The organism is Adhaeribacter terrigena (genome assembly GCF_016623615.1).
GTDB classification, from domain to species: Bacteria; Bacteroidota; Bacteroidia; order Cytophagales; family Hymenobacteraceae; genus Adhaeribacter_A; species Adhaeribacter_A terrigena.
The window spans coordinates 473035-497665 of the sequence record NZ_JAEHFX010000002.1 but is presented as its reverse complement, the minus strand read 5'-3'; the positions used below and the strand labels follow the sequence as shown (position 1 = coordinate 497665).

21 protein-coding genes are annotated in these 24631 nt (G+C 47.5%); 16 read left to right on the top strand and 5 right to left on the bottom strand.

The window, feature by feature from the left end:
- Nucleotides 1-7: 7 nt before the first annotated feature.
- From pdxA to I5M27_RS06180, 9 genes are all read left to right on the top strand, one after another.
- The gene (pdxA, locus tag I5M27_RS06220) at nucleotides 8-1030 is read left to right on the top strand and encodes a 4-hydroxythreonine-4-phosphate dehydrogenase PdxA (protein ID WP_200505316.1); all 1023 of its coding nucleotides are present in this window, start codon (nucleotides 8-10) and stop codon (nucleotides 1028-1030) included.
- Nucleotides 1031-1099: 69 nt separating this feature from the next.
- Entirely contained in the window at nucleotides 1100-1642 is a 543-nt protein-coding gene (locus I5M27_RS06215; protein ID WP_200505315.1) for a YceD family protein, read from the top strand.
- Nucleotides 1643-1683: 41 nt separating this feature from the next.
- On the top strand, nucleotides 1684-1878 hold the full coding sequence (rpmF, locus tag I5M27_RS06210; protein ID WP_200505314.1) for a 50S ribosomal protein L32: 195 nt from the start codon (nucleotides 1684-1686) through the stop codon (nucleotides 1876-1878).
- A gap of 65 nt (nucleotides 1879-1943) precedes the next feature.
- The gene (plsX, locus tag I5M27_RS06205) at nucleotides 1944-2885 is read left to right on the top strand and encodes a phosphate acyltransferase PlsX (protein ID WP_200505313.1); all 942 of its coding nucleotides are present in this window, start codon (nucleotides 1944-1946) and stop codon (nucleotides 2883-2885) included.
- A gap of 33 nt (nucleotides 2886-2918) precedes the next feature.
- Nucleotides 2919-3917 (top strand): beta-ketoacyl-ACP synthase III, encoded by a 999-nt coding sequence (locus tag I5M27_RS06200; RefSeq protein WP_200505312.1) that lies wholly within the window; start codon nucleotides 2919-2921, stop codon nucleotides 3915-3917.
- A 144-nt stretch (nucleotides 3918-4061) separates the two neighbouring features.
- On the top strand, nucleotides 4062-4625 hold the full coding sequence (gene efp, locus I5M27_RS06195; protein ID WP_200505311.1) for an elongation factor P: 564 nt from the start codon (nucleotides 4062-4064) through the stop codon (nucleotides 4623-4625).
- A 16-nt stretch (nucleotides 4626-4641) separates the two neighbouring features.
- Complete coding sequence (gene accB / locus I5M27_RS06190) at nucleotides 4642-5136, top strand: acetyl-CoA carboxylase biotin carboxyl carrier protein (protein WP_200505432.1); 495 nt, start codon at nucleotides 4642-4644, stop codon at nucleotides 5134-5136.
- 107 nt (nucleotides 5137-5243) lie between these two features.
- Nucleotides 5244-6593, top strand: a complete 1350-nt coding sequence (gene accC, locus I5M27_RS06185) for an acetyl-CoA carboxylase biotin carboxylase subunit (RefSeq protein ID WP_200505310.1) — start codon at nucleotides 5244-5246, stop codon at nucleotides 6591-6593.
- A gap of 136 nt (nucleotides 6594-6729) precedes the next feature.
- Nucleotides 6730-8169, top strand: a complete 1440-nt coding sequence (locus tag I5M27_RS06180) for a hypothetical protein (RefSeq protein WP_200505309.1) — start codon at nucleotides 6730-6732, stop codon at nucleotides 8167-8169.
- Between the two features lie 63 nt (nucleotides 8170-8232).
- Here the strand turns inward: I5M27_RS06180 and I5M27_RS06175 are convergent, their stop codons facing one another.
- From I5M27_RS06175 to I5M27_RS06160, 4 genes are all read right to left on the bottom strand, one after another.
- Nucleotides 8233-8814: a DUF3109 family protein gene (locus I5M27_RS06175; RefSeq protein ID WP_200505308.1), complete on the bottom strand. Its 582-nt coding sequence runs from the start codon at nucleotides 8812-8814 to the stop codon at nucleotides 8233-8235.
- Between the two features lie 78 nt (nucleotides 8815-8892).
- Nucleotides 8893-9555, bottom strand: coding sequence for a carboxypeptidase-like regulatory domain-containing protein (locus I5M27_RS06170; protein WP_200505307.1), 663 nt, complete (start codon nucleotides 9553-9555; stop codon nucleotides 8893-8895).
- A gap of 310 nt (nucleotides 9556-9865) precedes the next feature.
- Nucleotides 9866-13864 carry a T9SS type A sorting domain-containing protein gene (locus tag I5M27_RS06165; protein WP_200505306.1) on the bottom strand — a complete coding sequence of 1333 codons (3999 nt, stop codon included), beginning with the start codon at nucleotides 13862-13864 and terminating at the stop codon, nucleotides 9866-9868.
- Between the two features lie 3 nt (nucleotides 13865-13867).
- The gene (locus I5M27_RS06160; RefSeq protein WP_200505305.1) at nucleotides 13868-14191 is read right to left on the bottom strand and encodes a hypothetical protein; all 324 of its coding nucleotides are present in this window, start codon (nucleotides 14189-14191) and stop codon (nucleotides 13868-13870) included.
- A gap of 775 nt (nucleotides 14192-14966) precedes the next feature.
- Between I5M27_RS06160 and I5M27_RS06155 the strand changes: the two genes are divergently transcribed.
- Nucleotides 14967-17204: an ATP-dependent helicase gene (locus tag I5M27_RS06155; protein ID WP_200505304.1), complete on the top strand. Its 2238-nt coding sequence runs from the start codon at nucleotides 14967-14969 to the stop codon at nucleotides 17202-17204.
- A gap of 20 nt (nucleotides 17205-17224) precedes the next feature.
- Nucleotides 17225-17647, top strand: coding sequence for a hypothetical protein (locus I5M27_RS06150; protein WP_200505303.1), 423 nt, complete (start codon nucleotides 17225-17227; stop codon nucleotides 17645-17647).
- 185 nt (nucleotides 17648-17832) lie between these two features.
- Here I5M27_RS06150 and I5M27_RS06145 read toward each other — a convergent pair whose 3' ends face one another.
- On the bottom strand, nucleotides 17833-18549 hold the full coding sequence (locus tag I5M27_RS06145) for an endonuclease III domain-containing protein (protein WP_200505302.1): 717 nt from the start codon (nucleotides 18547-18549) through the stop codon (nucleotides 17833-17835).
- A 247-nt stretch (nucleotides 18550-18796) separates the two neighbouring features.
- On the opposite strand from I5M27_RS06145, the gene I5M27_RS06140 reads away from it, so the two are divergent.
- From I5M27_RS06140 to I5M27_RS06120, 5 genes are all read left to right on the top strand, one after another.
- Nucleotides 18797-19462 (top strand): DUF4290 domain-containing protein, encoded by a 666-nt coding sequence (locus tag I5M27_RS06140; RefSeq protein WP_200505301.1) that lies wholly within the window; start codon nucleotides 18797-18799, stop codon nucleotides 19460-19462.
- 3 nt (nucleotides 19463-19465) lie between these two features.
- Nucleotides 19466-20773 carry a UDP-N-acetylglucosamine 1-carboxyvinyltransferase gene (gene murA, locus I5M27_RS06135; protein ID WP_200505300.1) on the top strand — a complete coding sequence of 436 codons (1308 nt, stop codon included), beginning with the start codon at nucleotides 19466-19468 and terminating at the stop codon, nucleotides 20771-20773.
- Nucleotides 20774-20940: 167 nt separating this feature from the next.
- Nucleotides 20941-22362 (top strand): Glu/Leu/Phe/Val family dehydrogenase, encoded by a 1422-nt coding sequence (locus tag I5M27_RS06130; RefSeq protein ID WP_200505299.1) that lies wholly within the window; start codon nucleotides 20941-20943, stop codon nucleotides 22360-22362.
- A 213-nt stretch (nucleotides 22363-22575) separates the two neighbouring features.
- Nucleotides 22576-23415 carry a DUF4349 domain-containing protein gene (locus tag I5M27_RS06125; protein WP_200505298.1) on the top strand — a complete coding sequence of 280 codons (840 nt, stop codon included), beginning with the start codon at nucleotides 22576-22578 and terminating at the stop codon, nucleotides 23413-23415.
- A gap of 110 nt (nucleotides 23416-23525) precedes the next feature.
- Nucleotides 23526-24620, top strand: coding sequence for an AI-2E family transporter (locus I5M27_RS06120; RefSeq protein WP_200505297.1), 1095 nt, complete (start codon nucleotides 23526-23528; stop codon nucleotides 24618-24620).
- Nucleotides 24621-24631 lie beyond the last annotated feature (11 nt).

Here is a 24631-nt window from a genome sequence, read left to right as displayed (position 1 = left end):
CATTTAAATGGAACACAAAATAAAACCGCGGTTGGGCATTTCGCTCGGCGATTTCAACGGCATTGGTCCGGAAGTAATTCTTAAGACCTTAGCCGACAACCGCCTTTTAAACTTCTGTACCCCAATAATTTACGGCAACATACATTTACTAAACAAAGTAAAAAAACAGCTGGCCCTGGAGAATTTCCATTTGCAGGTTATTTCCGAAACGGCTGGTGCAGATACCAAAAAAGTAAACGTAATTAATTGCTGGGAAGAAGATCTGGAACTAACCCCCGGAAAACCAAACCAGGAATCCGGACAGAGTGCCTTAAAATCATTGCAACGGGCCGCTGAAGACCTGAAAAACGGGAAATTAGACGGCATTGTAACCGCCCCGATCGACAAAGACAACATCCAGTCCGAGAGTTTTCAGTTCCCGGGCCATACCGAATTCCTGACGCATTATTTTGAAGCGCCCAACAGTTTAATGTTTCTGATCGGCGGCGACCTGCGCGTGGCTACGGTAACCGGTCACGTGCCTTTAAAAGACGTTTCGGCCAGGCTAACCCCCGATCTGCTCATCCAGAAACTAACCATTCTTTTGGAGAGTCTGAAGCACGATTTTCATATTCAGAAGCCAAGAATCGCCGTATTGGGCTTAAATCCGCACGCCGGCGAAAACGGATTACTAGGCAACGAAGAAGCCGAAATCATACTTCCGGCAATTAACCAGCTGAAAGAAAAAGGCAACCTGATCTTTGGCCCTTTTCCGGCCGATGGCTTTTTTGGCACGGCGAGCTACAAACATTTCGATGCTGTGCTATCCATGTACCACGACCAGGGCTTAATTCCGTTCAAAACATTGGCATTCGATAACGGGGTAAATTACACGGCCGGCCTGCCAATTGTGAGAACTTCGCCCGATCATGGCACGGCCTACAATATTGCCGGCCAGAATGTTGCGCAGGAAAGTTCGTTCCGCGAAGCGCTTTTACTGGCCGTAGATATTATCCGGAAACGCCATTTTAATGCCAATCCGCGCAATTAAAAAGACTTAATATATTTTTAATATCGGAAATAAGTTGCTAATTTTGCAGCTTGCGATAAATCCTGAACAGTGAAAGCCCTGCATACCTTCGATATCGGTCTAGACAAACTAAGCAATAAGCAGCACGAATACGATTTCGAGTTGAACGATGCTTTCTTTGCCCATTTCGAGCAGAATCTGGTGAACGGCGGCAACTTAAAAGCCCACGTTACGCTCGATAAGTCGGAATTATTGCTCAATTTCACGTTCCACATAACCGGTACCGTGCGCTTAACCTGCGACCGGAGCCTGGAAGAATTCGATTACCCGATAGACACAAAGCAGGTACTGCGGGTGCGCTACGGCGACGAAGAAGTGGAACTGGATGAGAATATTCTGCAGATCAAGCACGGTGCCCAGAAATTAAATCTTGCGCAGCACCTGTTCGATTTTATTGGGTTGCAGATCCCGATGAAGAAACTGAAGCCGGAATTTCAGCAGGAAATAGACGAAGACGATTCGGATGACGATATCCTGATTTACTCTTCTTCTACCGAACCGGATAACGATTCGGACGATGATGACGATGAACCGGCTGACCCGCGTTTTGCAGCCCTGAAAAAGATTAAATAGTAATAAATTCCAAATAAGTAAATAAATAGTTTTTAAGTAAGATGGCACATCCTAAACGAAAAATCTCCAAAACCCGTCGCGACAAAAGAAGAACCCACGACAAACTGACTCCAAAAGCAGTTGTTACTTGCGCTACAACCGGAGAAATCCATTTATTTCACCACGCTTACGTGAGCGAAGGTAACTTATACCGTCACGGCAAAATGGTGATCGAGAATTATACTTCCGTTGCCTAATTTCAGCTTGCTAAATAGCCCTGCTGTTTTAAACTGAATGTGTAAATAACCCACAAGCTACATACATGAAGATAGCCCTGGATGCAATGGGAGGCGATTTTGCCCCTGGCGCAACGGTTGAAGGAGCCATACTGGCAGCAGAATCGCTGGCCGGGAAAGCTGAAATCCTGCTAATAGGCGATGAACCCCAGATTCAGGCCGAATTGCAAAAACACGGATATACTTCCTCCAGGATTTCTATTATTCATACCACACAGGTTATAGAAATGGGTGAGCACCCCACAAAGGCGCTCACCCAAAAACCTGACTCCAGCATTGCAAAAGGCTATGCCCTTTTAAAAGCCAAGGAGGTGGATGCCTTTGCCAGTGCCGGGAATACCGGAGCCATGCTGGTAGGCGCGCTTTTCAGCGTAAAGGCAGTAGAAGGCTTTATGCGTCCCTGCATTGCCAGCTTTGCTCCGAAACTGAACGGCGGCATTGGGGTGATTGTAGACGTTGGCGCCAACGCCGACTGCAAACCGGAAGTGCTGGAACAATTCGGCGAGATCGGCTCGATCTACGCAGAAGAAGTATTGAAAATTGATAACCCAAAAGTGGGTTTAATGAACTTAGGCGAAGAAGAAGGCAAAGGGAACATGGCCACCCAGGCCGCGCACCAGCTTCTGAAAGCCAACCCCAATATTAACTTTATTGGAAATATTGAAGGCCGCGACCTTTTCAACGATAAAGCCGACGTGATTGTGTGCGACGGTTATACCGGAAACGTGATCCTGAAAATGGCCGAGTCTTTCTACGACATTCTGAAAGAAAAACAGATCTGCGATCCTTTTATTGACCGGCTTGATTATGAAGCAGTTGGCGGCACTCCTATTCTGGGCATAAACGGCAACGCTATTATCGGTCATGGCGCATCTTCGCCGGGTGCCATTTGTAACATGCTGAAACAGGCATATCAGATGGCCAGTTCCGATGTTTCTGAAAAATTCAAAAAAACTCATAGCGCTTAACGGCGCTATTTTTACATAGTACCATTTAAAACTATGACAAAACTTACGGCTGCCATTACCGGCGTGAGCGGTTACGTTCCCGACTATATCCTTACCAATAAGGAACTGGAAACGATGGTTGATACCAACGACGAATGGATTACCTCCCGCACCGGTATTAAAGAACGCCACATTCTGAAAGGCGAAAACCTGGGCACCTCTTACATGGCTGTAAAAGCTGTGAACGACCTGCTGAAAAAAACCAACACCAAGGCTGAAGAAATTGACCTGCTGATCTGCGCAACTACCACGCCGGATATGGTTTTTCCAGCTACAGCCAACTTAATTACCGACGAAATTGGCGCAAAAAATGCCTTCGGGTACGATATTCAGGCTGCCTGTTCCGGATTTATTTTCGCGTTAGCAACCGGTGCCCAGTTCATTGAAACCGGCAAGTACAAAAAAGTGGTAATTGTGGGCGGCGATAAAATGTCTTCCATTATTGATTATACCGACCGTGCTACCTGCATTATTTTCGGCGATGGCGCCGGCGCGGTTATGCTGGAACCCAACACCGAAGGCTATGGCGTGCTGGATTCTATTCTGAAAGCCGATGGTTCCGGGGCTGCTTTTCTGCACCAGAAGGCCGGTGGCAGCCGCAAACCAGCGACTGAAGAAACCGTGCGCAACCGCGAACATTACGTTTACCAGGAAGGCACTACGGTTTTCAAATTCGCGGTAAAAGGCATGGCCGACGTTTCGGCTGAAATTATGGAGCGCAACAACCTGACAGCTGATGATGTGGCCTGGTTGGTGCCGCATCAGGCCAACAAGCGCATTATTGATGCTACGGCGCAGCGCATGAATGTAGGCCCCGAGAAAGTGATGCTGAACATTCAGAAATACGGCAACACCACCAGCGGTACCATTCCGCTTTGTCTGTGGGATTACGAAAACCAACTGCATAAAGGCGACAACTTAATTATTTCGGCGTTCGGCGGCGGCTTTACCTGGGGCGCGCTTTACGTAAAGTGGGCCTATGACCCGAAATAATCTGCTATAGCAAAACATTAATCCGAAAAATCTGCTAATTTTGAGCCGGTTTTTCGGATTGACTTTTTAAGTCTGAAACGATACCATTTTTTAGTGAAAACTTACGAATCAGGTCTGTAAAGCCTGATTTTTAATTAAAACCCAATGGCAACTACAGCTGATTTTAAAAACGGATTGTGCCTGGAATACAACGGCGATCTTTACGTGATCACCGAATTTCAGCACGTAAAACCCGGCAAAGGCCCGGCTTTCGTACGTACGAAACTACGCAATATTAAAACCGGAAAAATTATTGACAACACCTTTAATGCCGGCGTAAAAGTTACGACTGCGCGCGTGGAACAACGACCGCACCAGTTCCTGTACAAAGACGATATGGGCTACACGTTCATGGATAACGCTTCTTTTGAACAGGTAGTTTTAGACGAGAAAATGGTACCGTTTGCTGACTTGTTGAAAGACGGTCAGGAAGTAACCATCCTTTTCCACGCCGAAACCGAACAGCCATTAACCTGCGAGATCCCTCCATTTGTAGAACTGGTGGTAACCTATACCGAACCAGGCATAAAAGGCGATACGGCTACCAACGCTTCTAAAAAAGCCATTGTAGAAACCGGCGCTACCATTAACGTGCCTTTGTTTATTGAACAGGACGAAAAAATTAAAGTTGACACCCGGACATACAGCTATGCCGAACGAGTTAAATAACGAAAAGAAACAGCCCATGAAAGCGAAAGAATTACAGGACCTGATTGACTTTATTGCCAAATCTGGTCTGAATAAAGTGAATATTGAAACGGAAGAGTTTAAGATCAACATCACCCGCGATGCCAGCCAGAAAGTAAGTTACGTAGCGGCTCCGGCGGCCCACGCTCCGGTTGCGGCCCCTGCTGCGGCTGCGGTTTCAGCTCCGGCAGCGGCTCCTCAGGCTCCTTCTGCTCCGGCCGCAGCTGCGGCTCCGGCTGCTGAAGGCGGAAACTACCAGGCCATTAAAGCGCCTATGATCGGTACTTTCTACCGCTCTGCCAGCCCGGAATCTCCGGCATTTGTAAACGTAGGCGACGAGGTAAAAAAGGGCCAGGTGATCTGCATCATCGAAGCCATGAAACTTTTCAACGAAATTGAAGCCGAAGTTTCCGGTAAGATCGTGAAAGTTATGGTTGACAATGCGTCTCCGGTTGAGTACGACCAGGCGTTGTTTATGATCGATCCTAGTTAATAAGTTTAATTCTTTAATGTGCTAATGTGTTAATGTGCTATTGAGAAATCAAATGCACAATTACATATTAGCACATTTTCACATTAGCACATTAACACATTTAAAAGATGTTTAAAAAAATACTTATTGCGAATCGGGGTGAAATTGCGTTGCGCATCATCCGGACCTGCAAGGAAATGGGCATTAAAACGGTAGCGGTTTACTCTACCGCCGATAAAGAAAGCCTGCACGTACGTTTTGCGGACGAAGCGGTTTGTATCGGACCGCCTCCAAGTGCTCAGTCTTACCTGAACATTCCAAACCTGATCGCTGCGGCCGAAATTACGAATGCCGATGCGATCCACCCGGGTTATGGCTTCCTTTCAGAAAACGCGGAATTCAGTCGTATTTGCCACGAAAACGGCATTAAATTCATTGGCGCTTCCCCGGCCATGATCAATTCTATGGGCGATAAGGCTTCGGCCAAGGCAACCATGAAAAAAGCCGGCGTTCCAACCATTCCGGGCTCAGAAGGTCTTTTAGATTCGGTAGAACAAGGAATTAAACTTGCCAACAAAGTTAAATACCCGGTTATTCTGAAAGCTACGGCCGGTGGCGGTGGCCGCGGCATGCGCATTGTACGCAGCGACGATGAATTCCAGAAAGCCTGGAACGATGCCAAAACGGAATCGAAAGCAGCTTTCGGCAACGATGGTTTGTACCTGGAAAAATTCGTAGAAGAACCGCGTCACATTGAAATCCAGCTGGTTGGCGATCAGGAAGGCCGCGCTTGTCACCTTTCGGAACGCGATTGCTCCATTCAGCGTCGTCACCAGAAACTGATCGAAGAATCACCTTCACCATTCATCGACGACAAGTTGCGCGAAGCGATGGGGAAAGCGGCGGTTGCCGGCGCGAAAGCCATTAAATACGAAGGCGTGGGCACCATTGAGTTCCTGGTAGATAAAAACAAGGATTTCTATTTCATGGAAATGAACACCCGTATCCAGGTGGAACATCCGGTTACGGAAGAAGTGATCAATTACGATCTGATCAAAGAACAGATAAAAGTTGCGGCCGGCATTCCTATTTCCGGTAAAAACTATTATCCGGACATGCACGCGATCGAATGCCGTATTAATGCTGAAGATCCGGCCAACGGTTTCCGTCCGAGCCCGGGTAAGATCACTACGCTGCACATTCCGGGCGGTCACGGTATTCGGGTAGATACGCACGTGTATGCCGGTTATACCATTCCGCCAAACTACGATTCCATGATCGCAAAGCTTATTTCGGTGGCGCAAACCCGCGAAGAAGCCATTGTGAAAATGAAACGTGCCTTGAGCGAATTTGTGGTGGAAGGCGTAAAAACCACCATTCCGTTTCACCTGAAAATGATGGACGACGAAAACTTCAAATCAGGTAACTTCACCACGAGCTACCTCGATACCTGGGATTTCAGCCAGCTTAAAGACTAAAAAACGGTATGGTTTTATACCCAAAAACCCCGGCTTAACAGGCCGGGGTTTTTCTGTTTTTAAGAAATAATAAATCAGAACAAACTAAATAACAAAGGAATTATATACTTTTGCAATTCAAATTTCTTAGTAGTAAATGCTTAAACGACTCTCCTTTCTGCTCTTTTTTTCATGTCTTCAGTTTTCCGGCTTTTCTCAGCAGGCTGGTTACGACGATATCTTATTTAACGGCCGGTTCAGTTTAAACCAGAATTCCGATAAACATGCTGGTATGCTTTACCGGCAACGCGGATTAGAAGACAATAACTCCATTTTCTATTATTCCCGCATGGATACCTCGCTGGTTACCACTTCTTCGGTGCATAAACTTTACCGCCGGAACATTGCTTTAGCTTCCACCGGAAACGGCCATTATTCGGCCCACTTATTTCAGCGGGTTGGTACCGATACGGTGCGCACCATTATTCTGGCAAAAAACGGCGATATCATCAGTAAAAAGAACAGCTATCGCGCTTATGGAAAACCGAAGCTGATCACGCTCAGCAAGGCCGATAACGACAGTACTTTTCTTTTGGTTTATGCTACCAAATCACCGAGAGGCTACGTTATTCAGAAGATCGATTTAAAGCAAAGCGTGCTATGGGAACAAAAGATTTCGCCGGAAAAAGGCGCTCAGTTTCTGCAGCTGCTGGTAAATAAAAACCATATCTGGGCCATTGCAGCAACCAAACCGGGCACCGGAAAAGTCATTCACACGATCTATTGCCTGGAAGGCGAAACCGGAAACATTACCGGCCAAAGTAAATTAAACCAGGCTACCGACCGGCGCGAGCTCGGGGCCATCGGCTTCGGTCCGGAGCAGGAAATTGCCCTAAACGGCCGCTGGTTCAATAAAACCCGCACATCGCCAAACAAACCGGGCCAGATGTTTTTTACCCGCATCAGCCCAACCGGCCAACGGCTGGCCGATGCAACCGGTAGCAATGCGGGCAGTATGCTGGCTTTACAGAACCAAAAGGTTTTATGGGAAAAATTGCAATACACGCCGGACGGCCACTGGCATCTGGTGGGCGAAAGCTTTAAAAGCACTTCCTACATGGGCCATTTACTGCCGCGCATGGCCATAGGAATTGTTACTTTCGGGTACGTGAACATGGGCTTTTCTACTGTCCGGACGCAGGATCTGCTACATTTAACGCTTTCGCCGGCTGGCAAACTGGAATCCTTTCATAATTACCGCCTCCCGGTTACCCGTTATACTTTCCCGAACTGGATCCCGCCTTACCGCTTGGCGGCCATAGCTTTTAACCAGGGAATTTTCCGTTACCGGGGCCATTTTGCTGATCCTTTTTCAGTAATAATTAAAACCCCCGCAGAAGTAAAGCTGGTAAACACCCAAACCAACCAGATTTCCACGCTTACTGCTTTAAATAAAGATACCCAGGAAGATGTTTTCGGGGTTTTAGGCAATAAATTACTCATCTTTCACGGCACCCGGAAAGAAGTAGGCATGTGGCACGTAGACCTTCCATCGGAGGTACTTCCGATAAAAGCCGAAATACCAGCGGCAAAATAACCATAAAAAAGGCCCGGTTAGAACCGGGCCTTTTTTTAAACGTTATACTTTCAGGGCTCAAAACTATACCGTTTTTGCCTTCGCCTCTTCCTCCACCAGATTTTCCAGTTCCTGATACCAGTCAGCGCCGTAACGGCGCACCAGCGGCTCTTTCAGGAATTTATATACCGGAACCCCAAGTTCTTCGCCAAAGCTGCAGGCCGCGCTGCAAATGCCCCATTTATCGTAATTCAGCGCTTCGAAACCATCATACTTCGTGATGCGGATCGGGTACAGGTGACAGGAAATCGGTTTTTTCCAGGAAATTTTGCCATCCAGGTAAGCTTGTTCAATGCCGCATTTCAGAGTTAAGCTTTCGTCGTAAATGGCGTAGGCACACTCGCGGTCTTTAATGGTAGGAGTAGAAAAATCACCTTCCCAGTCTTTTATATATAACCCCTGTTCTTCGATGGCCTCGCGGCCTTTACGGCTCAGATACGGTTTGATCTGTTCGTAATTGTCCTGCAGGATCTTTAATTCACCTTCCTCCAGCGGTGCGCCCAGATCACCTTCCACGCAGCAGGCACCTTTGCATTTCTCGAGGTTACAAACAAAAAATTTATCGCGTACGTCATCGGAGATAACGGTATTCTGCAAAACGATCATAATTCAGGAATTTTTCAAAAGACAAAGTTAACCAGAAAATAGTTTGTCTTCCGGCACATTTTCGGTCTTAGTATAGAATTAATAATTCAGCGTGTAAGTAAAGGCTTCCGAAGGCTTCAGTAAAACCGAATCTTCCACGCTTCGCAAAATGCCATTTTCGCGAACAGTATACTTAATGGGCACATACCGGTTGGCAGTTACGCTGCCCACCTGAAAATCGGTATTGGTTAGGCCCTCAAAAGTGCGCGTAAACAAAGGCAGGTTATTGGCTCCTTTCCCAATCTCAAGCGTTAACTGGTCTGTGCTCAAAGCCGGCGCCGTATTCATTATCTTCACCGAAAGCAGGCCCACCGGATCCATTTCAAAAACCAGGTGCTGCTCATTTTTCAATGATTCCACATTCTGGTAATCCACAAATACTTCCTTATTGAAAATATTATCTTTCAATAACCGCTGGTAAATGTAGCCGTTCCGGTGAACAAAAATGGTGTAAGGCCCTTCCTTGTAAGTGAAATTAAAATTGAAATCCCCGGAATGATCGGTAGTAAAGGACTGCAACAGATGCTTACCCATAAAAGCGCCGTCATTGTCTTCGTAAAGCTCAACCACTACGCCTTCAAGCGGCGCTTTGGTTGTAGCATCCAGCGTTTGGCCGGTTACTTTAACTTCGTTTATTTCTTCAAGTTCCTTGCAGCTTGTAAGCCATAACAGGCAAAGCAAAGCAAACCAGTAGTTTTTCATTTCGGGATTTTTATTTTATAAAGGTACGGTTAATTTAAAGTTTATGGAAGCGTTCAGAATGGCCTTAGATCACCGGCCCTTCAGCTTAACAGACAACTTTTTCCGTCCTTTCCCTTAGCTTTCACTCCCTGCTTTTTTCTTCTGAAAAATTCTCCGGTCCGCTTCCAATTGCTTTAATAAACACCCGGACGTTAAAAAGTTCTATTCCTTTACTTATTTTTGGACGATCTGATTCAAAACAAACATTCAAGTAGCTGCCAACTAAAAACGGCGCCCTTTGGAGGCGCCGTTTCTGTTAAAGTACAAAGGTTTACTGAATAACCAGGCGGCTGGTCGTGCTGCCGGACTTGGTTTTCAGGTGAAGCAGGTATACACCCTGGCTAAGCGAAGCTGTATTAAGTTTATAAGCAACTTTGCCATTGGCAGCCGGAGCCACCGACCTAACCACTACTTTTCCGATAATGTTGCAAACTTCCACCTGCAGGCTTTCCTGAGAATCAGCCTCAATCATTACCATATCGGTAGCCGGGTTCGGATACACTTTCAGTTGCAGGCCGTGGGCAAACGCATCGGAAATGCCTACGGTAGAATAAGAATATGTCGCAGAAGTAGCCGAACAACCATTGGCATTGGTTACGGTAACGGTATAGAAGCCATTTTGAGTCGGGGTGTAAAACTGCCCGGTAGCGTTCGCAATCGGAGTTCCGTTCAGCAGCCATTGGTTGCCATTAGCTGCGCTTGATGCCAAAACACCTCCCGCAGTAGTAATGGTTGGTACTGCTGGCAGTGCATTTACACTTAAGCTTAGATTTTGTGCCGGACTAGTGCAACTTCCATCCGTGGAAGTTACGGAAAGCGTACCGCCATTGGCTCCGGCCGTTACGGTAATAGTGTTAGAAGTAGAAGTTCCTGACCAACCTGCAGGCAAAGTCCAGGTATAGCTGGTAGCTCCCGGCACGGCAGGCACAGTATAGGTAGCCGTATTGCCCTGACAAACGGCAGAACTTCCGCTAATAGTACCCGGCTGAACAATTGCAGACACCGAAACCGCTAAGGTACGGGCAGGACTTGTACCGCAGCCATTGCTTGCAATTACACTTATAGTACCCGAAGCAGTACCGGAAACCACATTAATAGAACTAGTGGTCGAGGTACCCGTCCAGCCGTTTGGTAAGGTCCAGGTATAAGAGGTTGCTCCTGTTACGGGCGTTACAGAATATGTTGCGTTCCCGCCCGGGCAAATAATCGTGTTGCCCGAAATGGTGGCGGGCTGGGCCGGTAAACCAGCTGTACTGCTCACGGCAAAGGTCTGGGAAATACTGGTACCGCAACTATTGGTAGCCGTTACTGTAATATTACCAGAGGTGTTTCCGGCGGTGGCAGTAATGCTGTTGGAAGTAGAAGAACCGCTCCAGCCGGTTGGTAAAGTCCAGTTATAGCTGGTAGCGCCGGCAACGGTAGCCACAGAATAAGTGCCGTTTGTACCCTGGCATAAATTAGCAGGGCCAGAGATGGCACCCGGCTGGTTAGGAATAGAATTCATATTAACTGCCAGTGAGGCCGGTGAACTGTTGCCGCAGCCATTGCTGGCTACCACTGAAACTGTACCGCTTGCCGTACCAGCCGTTACGTTTATAGAATTAGAGGTTGAAGAACCAGTCCAGCCATTTGGCAGTGTCCAGGTATAGCTTGTAGCCCCCGCTACTGCCGGTACAGAATACAGGTTGGTGGAACCCTGACAAACGTTGGTATTACCGGTAATGGCTCCAGGTGCACCAGGTGTGGAAGTGATACCTACCGTCAGGGTTTGTGCAGCACTGGTTCCGCAACCGTTAAAAGCCACCACGCTGATCACGCCGCCGGTTGTACCCGCTGAAACCGAAATGGAGTTGGTATTAGAAGTACCAGACCAACCGGAAGGCAAAGTCCAGGTATAGGATGGATTTCCTGGAGCCTGTGGTACCGAATAGGTACTGGTAACACCGGAACAGGCAGTTGTATTTCCGGAAATAGCGCCAGGCTGTGCAGGTGCACCCGGGTTTGCTGTTATGGTCAGGCTTTGAGTAGCGCTGGTTCCGCAGGAATTCGTAGCTGTAACCGTAATATTTCCACCGGAAGTTGTAGGCGTTACAGTAATGCTATTGGTTGTAGAAGTACCTGACCAGCCGAAAGGCAGTACCCAGTTATAGCTGGTAGCCCCCGTTACTACCGGCACCGTGTAAGTTACCGGAGAAGTGCCGCAAATTGAAGCCGGGCCGGAAATGGCAGCAGGCTGCCCCGGTAACTGGCAGGAAGATAAAACCGCCTCAACCATTAAACGGAAATTAATTCCCGGCGAAAGATCGGTCCAGCTTGGCGCAGCAATGTTTGTATTGGCGTAAAAAGTCTGCGAACGGATAGGATCTTCCGTCTGGTACCCTAGCGCCATATTATCGGCAGTGGTAACCTGCTGAATACTTACGTAAAACGATGCAGGCACCGTAAGTGCCGGACTGATGGTTACCGTATTAACTCCCTGTACAGAAGTTTGGTCCAGAGAAGTATAGATCAATGTCCCCGGAGTACCGCCGGTTCCGGCAGCATTAAAAATACGAACTCTGAAGATCTTTCCGGCCGTATTGAAGGTGGGTTTTACCTGTAATAAAGTAGCCCCTGTAGCTGCCTGGAATTTTGCAGCTACTTCCCCAACGCCGGCATTAAAGCCTGCGCCACCAGTAATGGTTGCACCGTAAGCATAAGACTGACTGGCAGCTGAAACCACCTGGGTTACCGCTTTGGAATTGTTCGTAGCATTTGCATCGGCCGGAACAGAAACCGTTACCGTATTATTACCGGCGCTTGTACTGGTATATCCCGGGAAAGTAACTACCGTACTTGCGCCCGCAGCTAGCGAGGTAATATTTAAAGTGTAGGTATAAGTGTTTGCACCCGTTACATTCAGGGTTACCGGTAGATTGGTAATTGCACTTGCGCCGTTGTTCGTAATTAAAGCAGAGGCTATGTGCGGATTATTATGCGTGGTAGAAATCGTGCCTAAAGTATACAGTTCTCCAACTCCGGCATCTGGCCCGGTAGTACCGCCCGAAAGCACTGTTTCTACCATAATGCGGAAAGGGAGTGAGGGTGAAAGATCCATCCAGGCTGGCGCTGCAATGGTAGTATTTACAAAAAATGTCTGCGGCCGGAGCGGAACTTCTTCCTGATAGCCAATTTCCATATTCACGCCGGCGGTAGCCTGCTCAATACTTACAAAAAATGAAGTTGGTACCGCTAAAGCCGGGCTGATAGTAACCGTATTAAGGCCCAGAACAGAGGTTTGAGTAGCAGAGGTATAAAGTAAGGTACCAGGACTTCCGCCGGCCCCGGCAGCGTTAAAGATCCGGATCCGGAAAGCTTTGCCGGAGGCATCGAAGGTAGGTTTTACCTGTTGTAAGGTTGCTCCTGGGGCGGCTTTGAATTTCACTGCAATTTCGCCAGTTCCGGTATTTAAGCCTACTCCGCCGGCAATGGTGGTGCCGTATGCATACGACTGGCTGCCTAAAGTAACTACCTGGGTGACTGTTTTAGTATTGTTGGCCGGATTGCTATCGGTTGGAACGCTAACGGTAACTGTATTATTACCAAGGTTGGCGCTTGAATAACCGGTGAAAGGAACAACTATGCTTGCTCCCACTGCCAGCGATGGAACGGTTACTGTATTGGTAAAAGTATTCGCACCCGTAACGTTCAGGGTTACCGGCAAATTGGTTAATACCGTTGAGCCATTGTTCACGACTACAGCAGAAACCACGTGGGGGCTTGACTGTACCGTAGAAATGGTGCCCAACGTATATACTGCTGAAACAGTGGCATCAGCACCAGCGGCTACGGTTCTCCAAACCAAGGTGGTACCAAACGTATTAGTACCACAATTTCCTTCTGTTACCCGTATCTTTACCGTACCGGTAAAGGTTGCAGTCCAGCCGATCTTCGGGTCTAAACCACAAAAGTCATCGCTGTAACAGATAAGGGCATTGGTACTATTATTCAGAAGCGTTAATTCTGCATCATAGCCGGTTGCTCCGCCATCGATCGCGCATAACGACCATTGGTAGGTAACGCCGGCAGTTACGCTGCATACGGCATGCTCCCCGGCAAACATATCCGTGGCAATAGGAACAAAAATGCCCGAATTAGTAGTCTGCGTGGTGGTCGGATACTGTGCCCCTGCAGTGGTACACCCTCCGGTTAAACAATCCTGCGCCATTGCCAGGCCCGACCATACTGCTAAAAAAGCAGTGATGGCCATTTTCATGTAGTTCTTTCTCATAGCTTATTTTGAAGGACTTAAAACCGGTTGTGTTTTTCTTCTGTTTTCCTTGCTTGATTTTATACCCTGGCTGTTATACCGGCGGTATAACTCCTGGTTGGCAGCCACCCATTTCTGCTTTGTAGCTGCATACACCTGCTGGTCTTTTTCAGGGTTGCCGGTATTCTTTTTCACCGGGAAATGGTACTGGGTAACCAGCATTTCGTGTGTAAGGAGCTTATCCTTTTCGGAAACTAAAGTTTTGTGTTCCTTTTCGGAAACTAAAGTTTTGTGTTGCTGGGCAAAGCCGGCATTGCACGCAGCGCCTGCAAGCCAGATTGCAAACACGAGAAGATTTGTTTTTAACATAAGAATTCTGATTTAATTTGGCAGAATAAAATTTCGTTGTGAAAACCGATATGACCCTGATTATCAAAAGGCGTCAGGCCCGGATAAGCTTAAAGCTAATGACCTTTATCCGATAAATCAATAGTTACATAATTATATTTATATATATAAAACTTAATCATGAAACTGCTTCTTTTTAAAAAGCTAAAACCGCTACTGGCTTTAAGTGAACATTACTTTCAATTTGAGTCCAAAAAAGTAAAGCAACAACTTAAAAGAGAAAATTATAATGTTTTTTTAGCCGGCAACCTAAAACAGAAGGTGAAACGGCCTATTCATTTATGAAAAGTCTTTCCTATTTATACCACCCGGCTCTGAGAAAGGCTCCGATAGCGATCCAAATTTCCGGCATCCGAACGCGATTGGCTTTGCCCGAAAATTCACCTGGCTGCAAGGGCCAAAAAACAACTCATCTCGGTTTTCGGAAGCTTGAAAAACGCTATGCTTTTGGCCGCCAAAACTCCAGGTGCTGCTTTTTGACCTGCCTCCTTTTAATTTCAGGTTATTGAAGTTAGAAAAAAGGTATGGTTTTGAGCCCCAAAAGTCCTACACCCAGGAACTGGAATCAAAACGCTATGCAAATCGTTCTGAAAAGTCAGTCAACCTGCTTACAACTGCGAAGTGAAAAGTCCTACCCGGTTTTTAAGGTAGGATTTAGGAGGGGTCCCTCCGTTTTCGTAACTTGCAGGGTTTTTAAGAAAGATTTTCGTAGCGAATGGATTACCTGAATTTATTAAATGAACCGCAACGCCGGGCCGTAGAACACGTGGAAGGCCCGCTGATGATCATAGCCGGCGCCGGCTCCGGAAAAACCCGCGTACTAACTTACCGCATTGCTTATTTATTGCAAAAAGGGGTAGATCCGTTCAACATATTAGCTTTAACCTTTACCAATAAAGCCGCCAAAGAAATGCGGAAGCGGATCGAGAAAGTAGTCGGCAACGAAGCGAAAAATATCTGGATGGGTACGTTTCACTCCGTTTTTGCCAAAATTCTCCGTTCCGAAGCTCCCAAGATCGGTTACCCAAGCAGCTTTACCATTTACGATTCCGACGACAGCAAAACCCTGATCCGCCAGATCGTGAAGGAAATGAACCTTGACGATAAGCTTTACAAAGCCAACCTGGTTTTGGGCAGGATTTCTGCCGCGAAAAACAAACTGATCTCCGTAGCCCAATACCGCAACGATAAAACCATTCAGGCCGACGACGATGCAGCCATGCGTCCGAAAATTGGCGAGATCTACCACCAGTATCACCAGCGCTGCTTTAAAGCCGGCGCCATGGATTTCGACGACCTGCTTTTCAATACCAACGTGCTGTTCCGCGACCACCCGGATGCGCTGAACAAATACCAGAACATGTTCAAATACGTGATGGTGGATGAGTACCAGGATACCAACTACTCCCAGTATTTAATTACCCGCAAGCTGGCCGCCAAAGACCGCAACATCTGCGTGGTAGGCGACGATGCGCAAAGTATTTACGCTTTCCGCGGCGCCGATATTTCCAACATCCTGAATTTCGAACGCGATTACCCGGAACTGGAAATCGTGAAACTGGAACAGAATTACCGTTCTACCCAGAACATTGTGCAGGCTGCCAATTCGGTTATTAAAAACAACAAGGAACAGCTGCGCAAAAGTGTTTTCTCGGAGAACGAAGAAGGCAATTTAATTGAAGTGATCAAGGCGAATTCCGACAACGAAGAAGGCAAACTGGTGGCGCACTCCATTTTCGAAGAGAAGATGAACAACCACCTGAGCTACGAAGATTTCGCGATTCTGTACCGTACCAATGCGCAAAGCCGGGCCATGGAAGAAGCCCTGCGGAAAATGAACATTAAGTACCGCATTGTGGGTGGTTTGAGTTTCTACCAGCGCAAGGAAATCAAGGATCTGATCGCGTATATGCGCCTCACGGTGAACCCGAACGATGAGCAGGCGCTGCGCCGCGTGATCAATTACCCGAAACGCGGCATCGGCGATACTACCATCGAAAAGATCATTATTGCCGCCAACGAAACGAACCACACCATTTGGGAGGTTACGAGCAACATTCATTCCTTCGGCTTCGGCCGCGCTTCCGGCGCAATCGACGATTTCGCAACCAAAATTAAAAGCTTCGCCATTTTAGCCGAACAAAACGATGCCTTTGAAGTGGCCAAGCACATTGCCAAAGCTTCCGGAGTGATCGAAGACCTGTATGCTGATAAATCCATTGAAGGGCTGGCTCGTTACGAGAACATCCAGGAATTGCTGAATGGTATCAAGGAATTTGTGGATGACCCGGAAAAGGAAGATAAAAGCCTCGCGTCGTTCTTGCAGGACATTGCCTTAATTACCGACGTAGATACCAAAAAAGACGATGACGGCGAATACGTTACGATGATGACGATCCACTCGGCCAAAGGTCTGGAGTTCCGGAACGTGTACATTGTGGGCATGGAAGAGAACCTGTTCCCGAGCCAGATGATGATCCAGAGCCGCGCCGACCTGGAAGAAGAACGCCGTTTGTTTTACGTAGCCATTACCCGCGCAGAAAAGAAACTGACCCTCTCCTACGCCACCAGCCGCTACCAGTGGGGCAACCTCCGCGCTTGCGAAAAAAGCCGCTTCCTGGATGAGATCGAACCGGCTTTCCTTAACTTCAAATTTTCCGACGGTCAGGGTGCATTCGATAAGGTTCTGAAGCGGAAAAGTCCGTTGCTGGGCACAACTACCGCCGCCGCACCTATCCGCAAAGCTACCAACTACACCCCGCCAGCCGATTTTGTTGCCAGCGATACTTCGAACCTGGCAGAAGGCATGCGCGTGGAGCACCCGAAATTCGGTTTCGGTACGGTAGCCAAAATGGACACGCAAGGGAATAGTATAAAAGCGATCATCAATTTCGAAGAAGCCGGCGAAAAAACGCTATTGCTAAGCTTCGCAAAATTGCGGATACATAGTTAGGAAAGTTTTAAATTTGTAAAATGAATAATCTTATTAAACGGATTTTCATAGCTATTTTAAAAGTTACGGCCTTTCTTTCTTTAGCTTTTATTCTGGTATTCTTAGTTAATAGATTTTCAATTTGGCGATATAATCAGAAACACGAAGCTATAATAAAGATTGAGGCTACGCCTGAATTTCAAGGATGCGCAAATGAAAATTTTGAATTTAAAACACTAAAAGTGGATAATGCTAAATTCAATTTTTTAGTTGGTGAGGTAATTAGCCCTACGTGGAAAAATAACAAAACTTTGGATAGCATTTATGAAACTGATGGCTATAAAGAGAAAAAAGTTGAAATAACCGGCCAGCTATATAAGCACAAATCAAATGTTAAGGTGAGTAGTATGGATTGTGATGTGATTGCTTATCGGATAAGAGTAATTAGTTTGAAAATTTTATAATTGAAGAAGTAGGATAAATGACTATTTAAAGGCGAAAGTATTCAGCATTAATTTATTCTTTCTAACAGAAAATAGCTTACACTTAAAGGGAAACTAAAATTTTGATTAAAAAACGCTATTCTTTCCGGCACTAAAAGTCATAAAAAAAATTTTAATTCAGAAAAAGCAGGCATTGGTAAAGTTATTCATACTTGCTTTACTTTCACCAGCCGCTCTTGGCCATAAGGGCAAATATCCAGAACCACGCACCGGTAGCAATCAGGACTTTGGAAAAAACAGCACCGCTGCCCGTGAAACATAAAAACCTCGTGGTGGTCGTAAACCTGCTGCGCATCCCAATCTTCAGGCAGCAGGGCTTGTAAAATGGCGTGCGCCGGGCCGGGGCCAATTTTATCCGGAAGCAAACCAAGCCGCTGTGCCACCCGATGGTGGTGGCTGTCCACAGGCATTGCCGGCATCCGCAGGTTACTGAATAACAGCACCGCCGCACTCGTTTTGGGACCAACGCCGGAGATTTGCTCCAGCCAGGCCCGGGCTTCGGGAACAGTTAATTCCTTGAGGAAATTTAAATCGAAGGAGTTTTTGTTTCGGGCTAAAACGTCTTTCAGCACAGCCTGCAGGCGGGGCGCTTTTTGTTCAGGCCAGGTAGCCGCCGCGATGGCATTTTGTACTTCCGCCAATGGCGCTTGTAGCACCTCCTCCCACGTGGGAAATTGCTGCCGCAGGTTTCGGAAAGCGCGACTGCTATCGGCATTTTTGGTGCGGTGCGAAAGTAGAGAACTCACCAATTCACTAACCGGGTCGAGGGTATGGAAATATTTTACCGGGCAGCCATACGTGGTGCAAAAACGCTCATGCGCCAGTAACGCTTTCTGGCGTAAAGATTCAGAATTTTCGGCCATAACCGCTTTTACGAAACTAACAGCGGTAGTTGCGTTACCCGGGATTAAAAGCTAAATTTTTGACAACCCTGAAAAAAGGCACTCCCCAGTTTTTAGGTATTAATTCAGGTTAAATAAAACGCTATCCTTTTCATCCTAAAAAGTCAGCAAACAAAATCAGTTTTATCCGTAAGGAAACCGAACAATCGAATATCGAACCTGCGAACATCGAAATATTTTCTAACTTTGAGCTTCTAAAAAACCTAAAATGGTAGCCAGTTCAACCTTTAAGCAAGAATTATTGCTGCGCGAATACGGAATTAACGTGCACAACCTTGTAAAATACATCCTTACCCTCGACGACCGGGCGCACCGTACTCGCGCTGCGCAATTGCTCGTTAACCTGATGGCCCGCCTCAATCCGAGCATCGGGAGCGTGCAGGATGCTCAGCAAAAGCTCTGGAACCACTTATTCGTAATGGCCGATGGCCAACTGGATGTGGATGCGCCTTTCGAGCTGAGCGCGATGGAATACCTGAACGACAAACCGCAGATCGTGGAGATCCCTACTAAAGTTCCGAAATTCAAGCACTATGGCAAGAACGTAGAAGCGCTGGTGCAGAAAGTAAGCGAGATCGAAAACGAAGACGAGCGCAAAGCGGCCATTATTTCGCTGGGCAAACTCATGAAAGCGCTTTACAAAGCCTACAACAAAGACACCGTTTCCGACGAAGTGATCCTTTCTGAAATGCGCATTTTAAGCCAGGGCAAACTGAATATCGAGCTTCCGGGGGGCGAAACCAGCACCCTGTTCGATGTGAGCCCGGGGGTGCAGCAGCAGAAAACCTATTCGCAGAAAGAACCGCAGCAGCAGCAACACAAGCATAAAAAACACGGGCAGCACCAGCAACACCGTCAAAAACACAAAAACTAATAAATGGCATCTTTTGAAGTAATTGGGGGCCGGAAGTTAAGTGGCGAAATAACCCCGCAGGGCGCGAAAAACGAAGCCCTTCAGGTAATCTGCGCCGTACTTTTAACCGAAGAACCCGTTACCATTACCAATATCCCCGACATCGTGGACGTAAACAAACTCATTCAGCTCCTCAGCGACATGGGCGTTACCGTTACCCGCGAAGACGAGGAAACGTATACCTTCGAGGCCAAAAATATTGACCTGGAATACCTGGAAAGCAAGCAGTTTATTGCCCTTGGCCGCGCCATTCGCGGTTCCGTAATGATCATGGGCCCGATGCTGGCGCGTTTTGGCATGTGCAAATTACCGAAACCGGGTGGCGACAAGATCGGCCGCCGCCGGATGGATACACACTTTATCGGTCTCGAAAAACTGGGTGCGAAATTCAAATACGATTCCTCCGACGAGTTCTTCCATATTAACTCCGAAGGCCGTCTGAAAGGCACGTACATGCTTTTAGATGAAGCTTCGGTAACCGGAACAGCCAACATTCTAATGGGCGCGGTAATGGCCGAAGGATTGACCACGATTTATAACGCCGCCTGCGAACCGTATCTGCAACAACTTTGCAAAATGCTGAACCGGATGGGCGCCAAAATTTCCGGTATCGGATCGAATCTGCTTACCATTGAAGGCGTGGAAAAACTCGGCGGCACCATTCATAAATTGCTGCCGGATATGATCGAGATCGGATCTTTTATTGGCATGGCTGCCATGACGGGTTCGGAAATCACGATCAAAAACTGCCAGATCCATGAGTTAGGCTTAATTCCGGATACGTTCCGGCAGTTAGGCATTAAAATGGAATTCCACGGCGACGATATTTACATCCCGACCCAGGAAAACTACACCATCGAAACGTACATCGACGGCAGCATTTTAACCATTGCCGACCAGATCTGGCCCGGCTTCACCCCTGACTTATTGAGCATTGCCCTGGTAGTAGCCACGCAAGCCAAAGGAACGGTACTCATTCACCAGAAAATGTTCGAAAGCCGCCTGTTCTTCGTCGATAAGTTAATTGACATGGGCGCCCAGATCATTCTCTGCGACCCGCACCGCGCCACCGTTATCGGCCACAACAAGCAGGTTTCGCTCCGCGGTATCCGCATGACTTCGCCCGATATTCGTGCCGGGGTTGCGTTGCTGATCGCCGCGCTTTCCGCCGAAGGCAAAAGCGTGATCGACAACGTGGAGCAGATCGACCGGGGTTACCAGCACATTGATAAACGTTTGAACGCCCTAGGCGCGCAGATTACCCGCATTTAAAACGGTATGGTTTTAAGCTAAAAAAGTCCGCAGCTGCATAAAGCTGCGGACTTTTTTGTTTTTATTCTTTTCTGAAAGGTAGCTTTAAACTTTTAAAACTTCCGTTTCAGAACCCAATCAGGGCAAACCCGTTCAATAAGGTTTCAAACTAAACCAACCTCCTGCTTATGGCCCAAGAAACTGAAGGCAAACAATTCCTGAACAGCGTGCACCGCTATTTTGACGAAGCTGCCCGCCACACCGATGTTGAACCGGGTATTCTGGCCCAGATCAGGGTTTGCAACAGCCTATACAAAGTAAATTTTCCCGTGGAAGTGGATGGCAAGGTAACCGTTTTCGAAGGCATCCGGGCGCAGCATAGCCACCATAAGCTCCCAACCAAAGGCGGCATCCGCTTCAGCACCCACGTAGATGAAGACGAAGTAGTAGCCCTGGCCACGCTCATGACCTTTAAATGCGCCCTGGTTGATGTGCCTTTTGGTGGGGCGAAGGGCGGCGTAAAAATAAACCCCCGAACCACGCCGGTAGAGGTGCTTGAAAAAGTTACCCGCCGCTATGCCACCGAATTAATAAAGAAAAACCTGATCGGACCGGGCGTAGACGTTCCGGCACCCGATTATGGCACCAGCGGCCGCGAAATGGCTTGGATCGCGGATACTTACATGACCTTTAAATACGGCGAAACCAATGCGCTGGGCTGCGTTACCGGCAAACCCGTTGGGCAGGGTGGCATCCGGGGCAGAACCGAAGCTACAGGCCTTGGAATCTATTTCGGTCTTCGGGAAGCTTTACAGGATACCGAAATCCTGAACCAGTTAGGCATAGAACCAGGGTTGCGCGGCAAACGGATGATCGTGCAGGGCCTGGGAAATGTGGGTTACCACGCGGCTCATTTTTGTCAGCAGGACGGGGTTTTAATTACCGGTATTGCCGAACGCGAAGGCGGCATTTTCAACAAAGACGGCCTGGACGTGGAAGCGGTTTTCAAGCATCGGAAAGAATCGGGCTCTATCCTGGATTTTCCTGGCGCTACCAACATTGCAAACTCCCTCGATCTGCTGGCTTACGAATGCGACATTTTACTGCCGGCCGCTTTGGAAAACCAGATCGATGTACACAACGCCGCTACTATTAAAGCCAAAATCGTGGCCGAAGGCGCGAACGGTCCGGTAACCCAGGAAGCCGAACAGATCCTGCTTAAAAAAGGCATTTTCATGCTGCCAGACCTGTACCTGAATGCCGGCGGCGTAACCGTATCGTATTTCGAGTGGCTGAAGAATTTATCGAACGTGCGTTTTGGCCGGATGGGCCGGCGGGCGGAAGAAGCCAGCCTGAAACGCATCGTTGATCTGGTGGAAACCACCACCGGCACGTCCATCGGCGCCCGGGAACGGGCCATTATTATCAGCGGTTCCGATGAGATCGCGCTGGTACGTTCCGGCCTGGAAGATACCATGATCCTGGCTTATCACGAAATGCGCGAGATCATGCGCCGCAAGCCCGACATCAAAGACCTGCGTACTGCAGCATTCTACAGCGCCACTGAAAAAATTGCGGTCAGCTACCAATCCCTAGGAATTTTTCCGTAACGGTTTTTTGCGCGAAAACGCTACCGTTTTTAACTTAAAAAGTCCGCAGTTTAACCGCTGCGGACTTTTTTTTTGATTTTAATTAAATCAATCCTCAAATTTCAACTTATTGCGTCATCCTTAGCGCGGCCGAGGGATAACGCTTTACTTTTAAACAAATAGCATAAAGGTTACTTTTCCGGCAAAGCAGGTATTAACGCAAAAGCTACTGCCATGAAAACGCTATCCTTTTTACCTCTAAAACTGCCGCTTTACCTTTTCGGACTCTTCCTTATCTTCAGCTTTTCGAACTGTGAAGGAAAGCAGGAGGCCGGCAACCAGGCAGCTACGATGGATTACGCGGAAGCCCCGCCGGCACCGCGGGAGCCTTCAGGCAAGCAGGAAGAAGCGCAATTTGAACAAAAGATCATCCGGAATGCCAACCTGCGTTTCCAGGTAGCCGACTATCCTAAAAGCCTGAACGCCATACAGAATATGCTGAAAAGCTATGGAGCCTTCCTGGTTTCGAGCAATGAAGTGCGGGTAAACAACAGCCTGGAAAATGACCTCATGATCCGGGTGCCTTCTAAAAACCTCGATGCACTGGTAAATAAACTAACGGAAAAAAGCATTTACCTCGATTACAAAAATCTTTCTTCCGAAGACGTTACTACCGAATTCGTTGATATTTCGGCCCGCCTGAAAACCAAACAAGCCGTAGAGCAACGCTATTTAGAACTGCTGAAACAAGCCAAAAACGTAAAGGAAATCATTGAGGTCGAAAATCAGCTGCGCCAGATCCGGGAAGAAATCGAAAGCACGCAGGCCCGGATCAATTACATCAACCGGCAGGTTTCCTACAGCACCATTCATTTACAAATTTACGAGAACAGCGCCCGCCAGACCGGCGAACAGAATTTTATGGTCCGCATCCTGAATGCCTTACGGAACGGGTGGGACCTGCTACTTTCTTTTGTAGTTGGTATGCTCTACATCTGGCCGTTCCTGATCATTATTTTCCTGGTAATTTTCGGCCTGAAGAAATTCATGAAAAAGCATCCGCCGGTACGGTAAAATAAGTAACGGAAGGGTTGAATCCTGCGCTCCTGATTTTATACAAACCCATCCACAACCAATTCCCTTTCCGGCAGTAAAACGGTAGCAAATGCACGCCCGAAACTGCCATGGCTAAACTCACCAATTTACAGCGATTCAACCAGATCCTGCTGGCTTTACTGCTGTTTTTCGGACTCATGAAACTGGCTTCTACATTTCTGATCCCCATTGCCATCGGGGGTTTATTTGCCATGATGCTGATTCCGGTGAGTCAGAAACTGGAAAGTTGGGGCCTCTCGCGCCTGGTTGCCGGGCTGGTATGTATTTTAACGGTGCTGGTGGTGCTGATCGTGGTCATTTTTTTAATGGTAAACCAGCTTACCAGCCTGCTCAACGACCTGCCCCGGATAAGCGAAACCATGACCGCGAAACTAAATCGGCTACACCACCTGTTAGCTACCAAAATTAATGTTTCGCCCCAAAAGCAACACGAATTCCTCAAAGCCGAAGTAAAAGAATACCTGCAATCGCTTAGTACTTACATTGCGGGCTTCCTGCGCGTGACAGGTACCGTGCTAGCCAGTTTTATTTTAACCATGGTCTACGCATTTTTCTTTTTGCTTTACCGGCAAAAGCTGAAGAATTTCGTTTTCTTGGCCGTTACCTCCCGTATTCACGCTTCGGCGCATCCCATTATCGGTGCCCCGTCCCGCGATCCGAGCATTATCATCAGCAAAATTACAAACGTTGCCAATGCCTACGTATCCGGCCTGTTTCTGGTCATTCTCATCCTTTCAGCTGCCAATACGCTGGGAATTTATTTGATCGGGATCGAACACGCTTTATTTTTCGGGTTGATGGCCGGCATACTGAACCTGCTGCCCTACATCGGCTCCATTTTAGGAAGCCTCGTTCCCATTTTATTTGCCATACTCACCAAAGATTCACTTTTTTACCCGCTGGCCTTAATTGGATTTTTCATCTTTCTACAGATGATCGAAAGTTATGTGCTCACGCCTAACATTACCGGCGCCAGCATTCGCTTAAACCCGATGGTTACGCTCATGGGTTTGCTTTTCGGCGGTTTCATCTGGGGCATTCCCGGCATGATCCTTTTCATTCCTTACCTGGGCATTGTTAAAGTAATTTTCGACCATGTGAAAAAGCTCCGGCCGTATGGATATTTGATGGGGAAAGATCCGGGATTAGATATTACCAAGTAGAACAAATTACT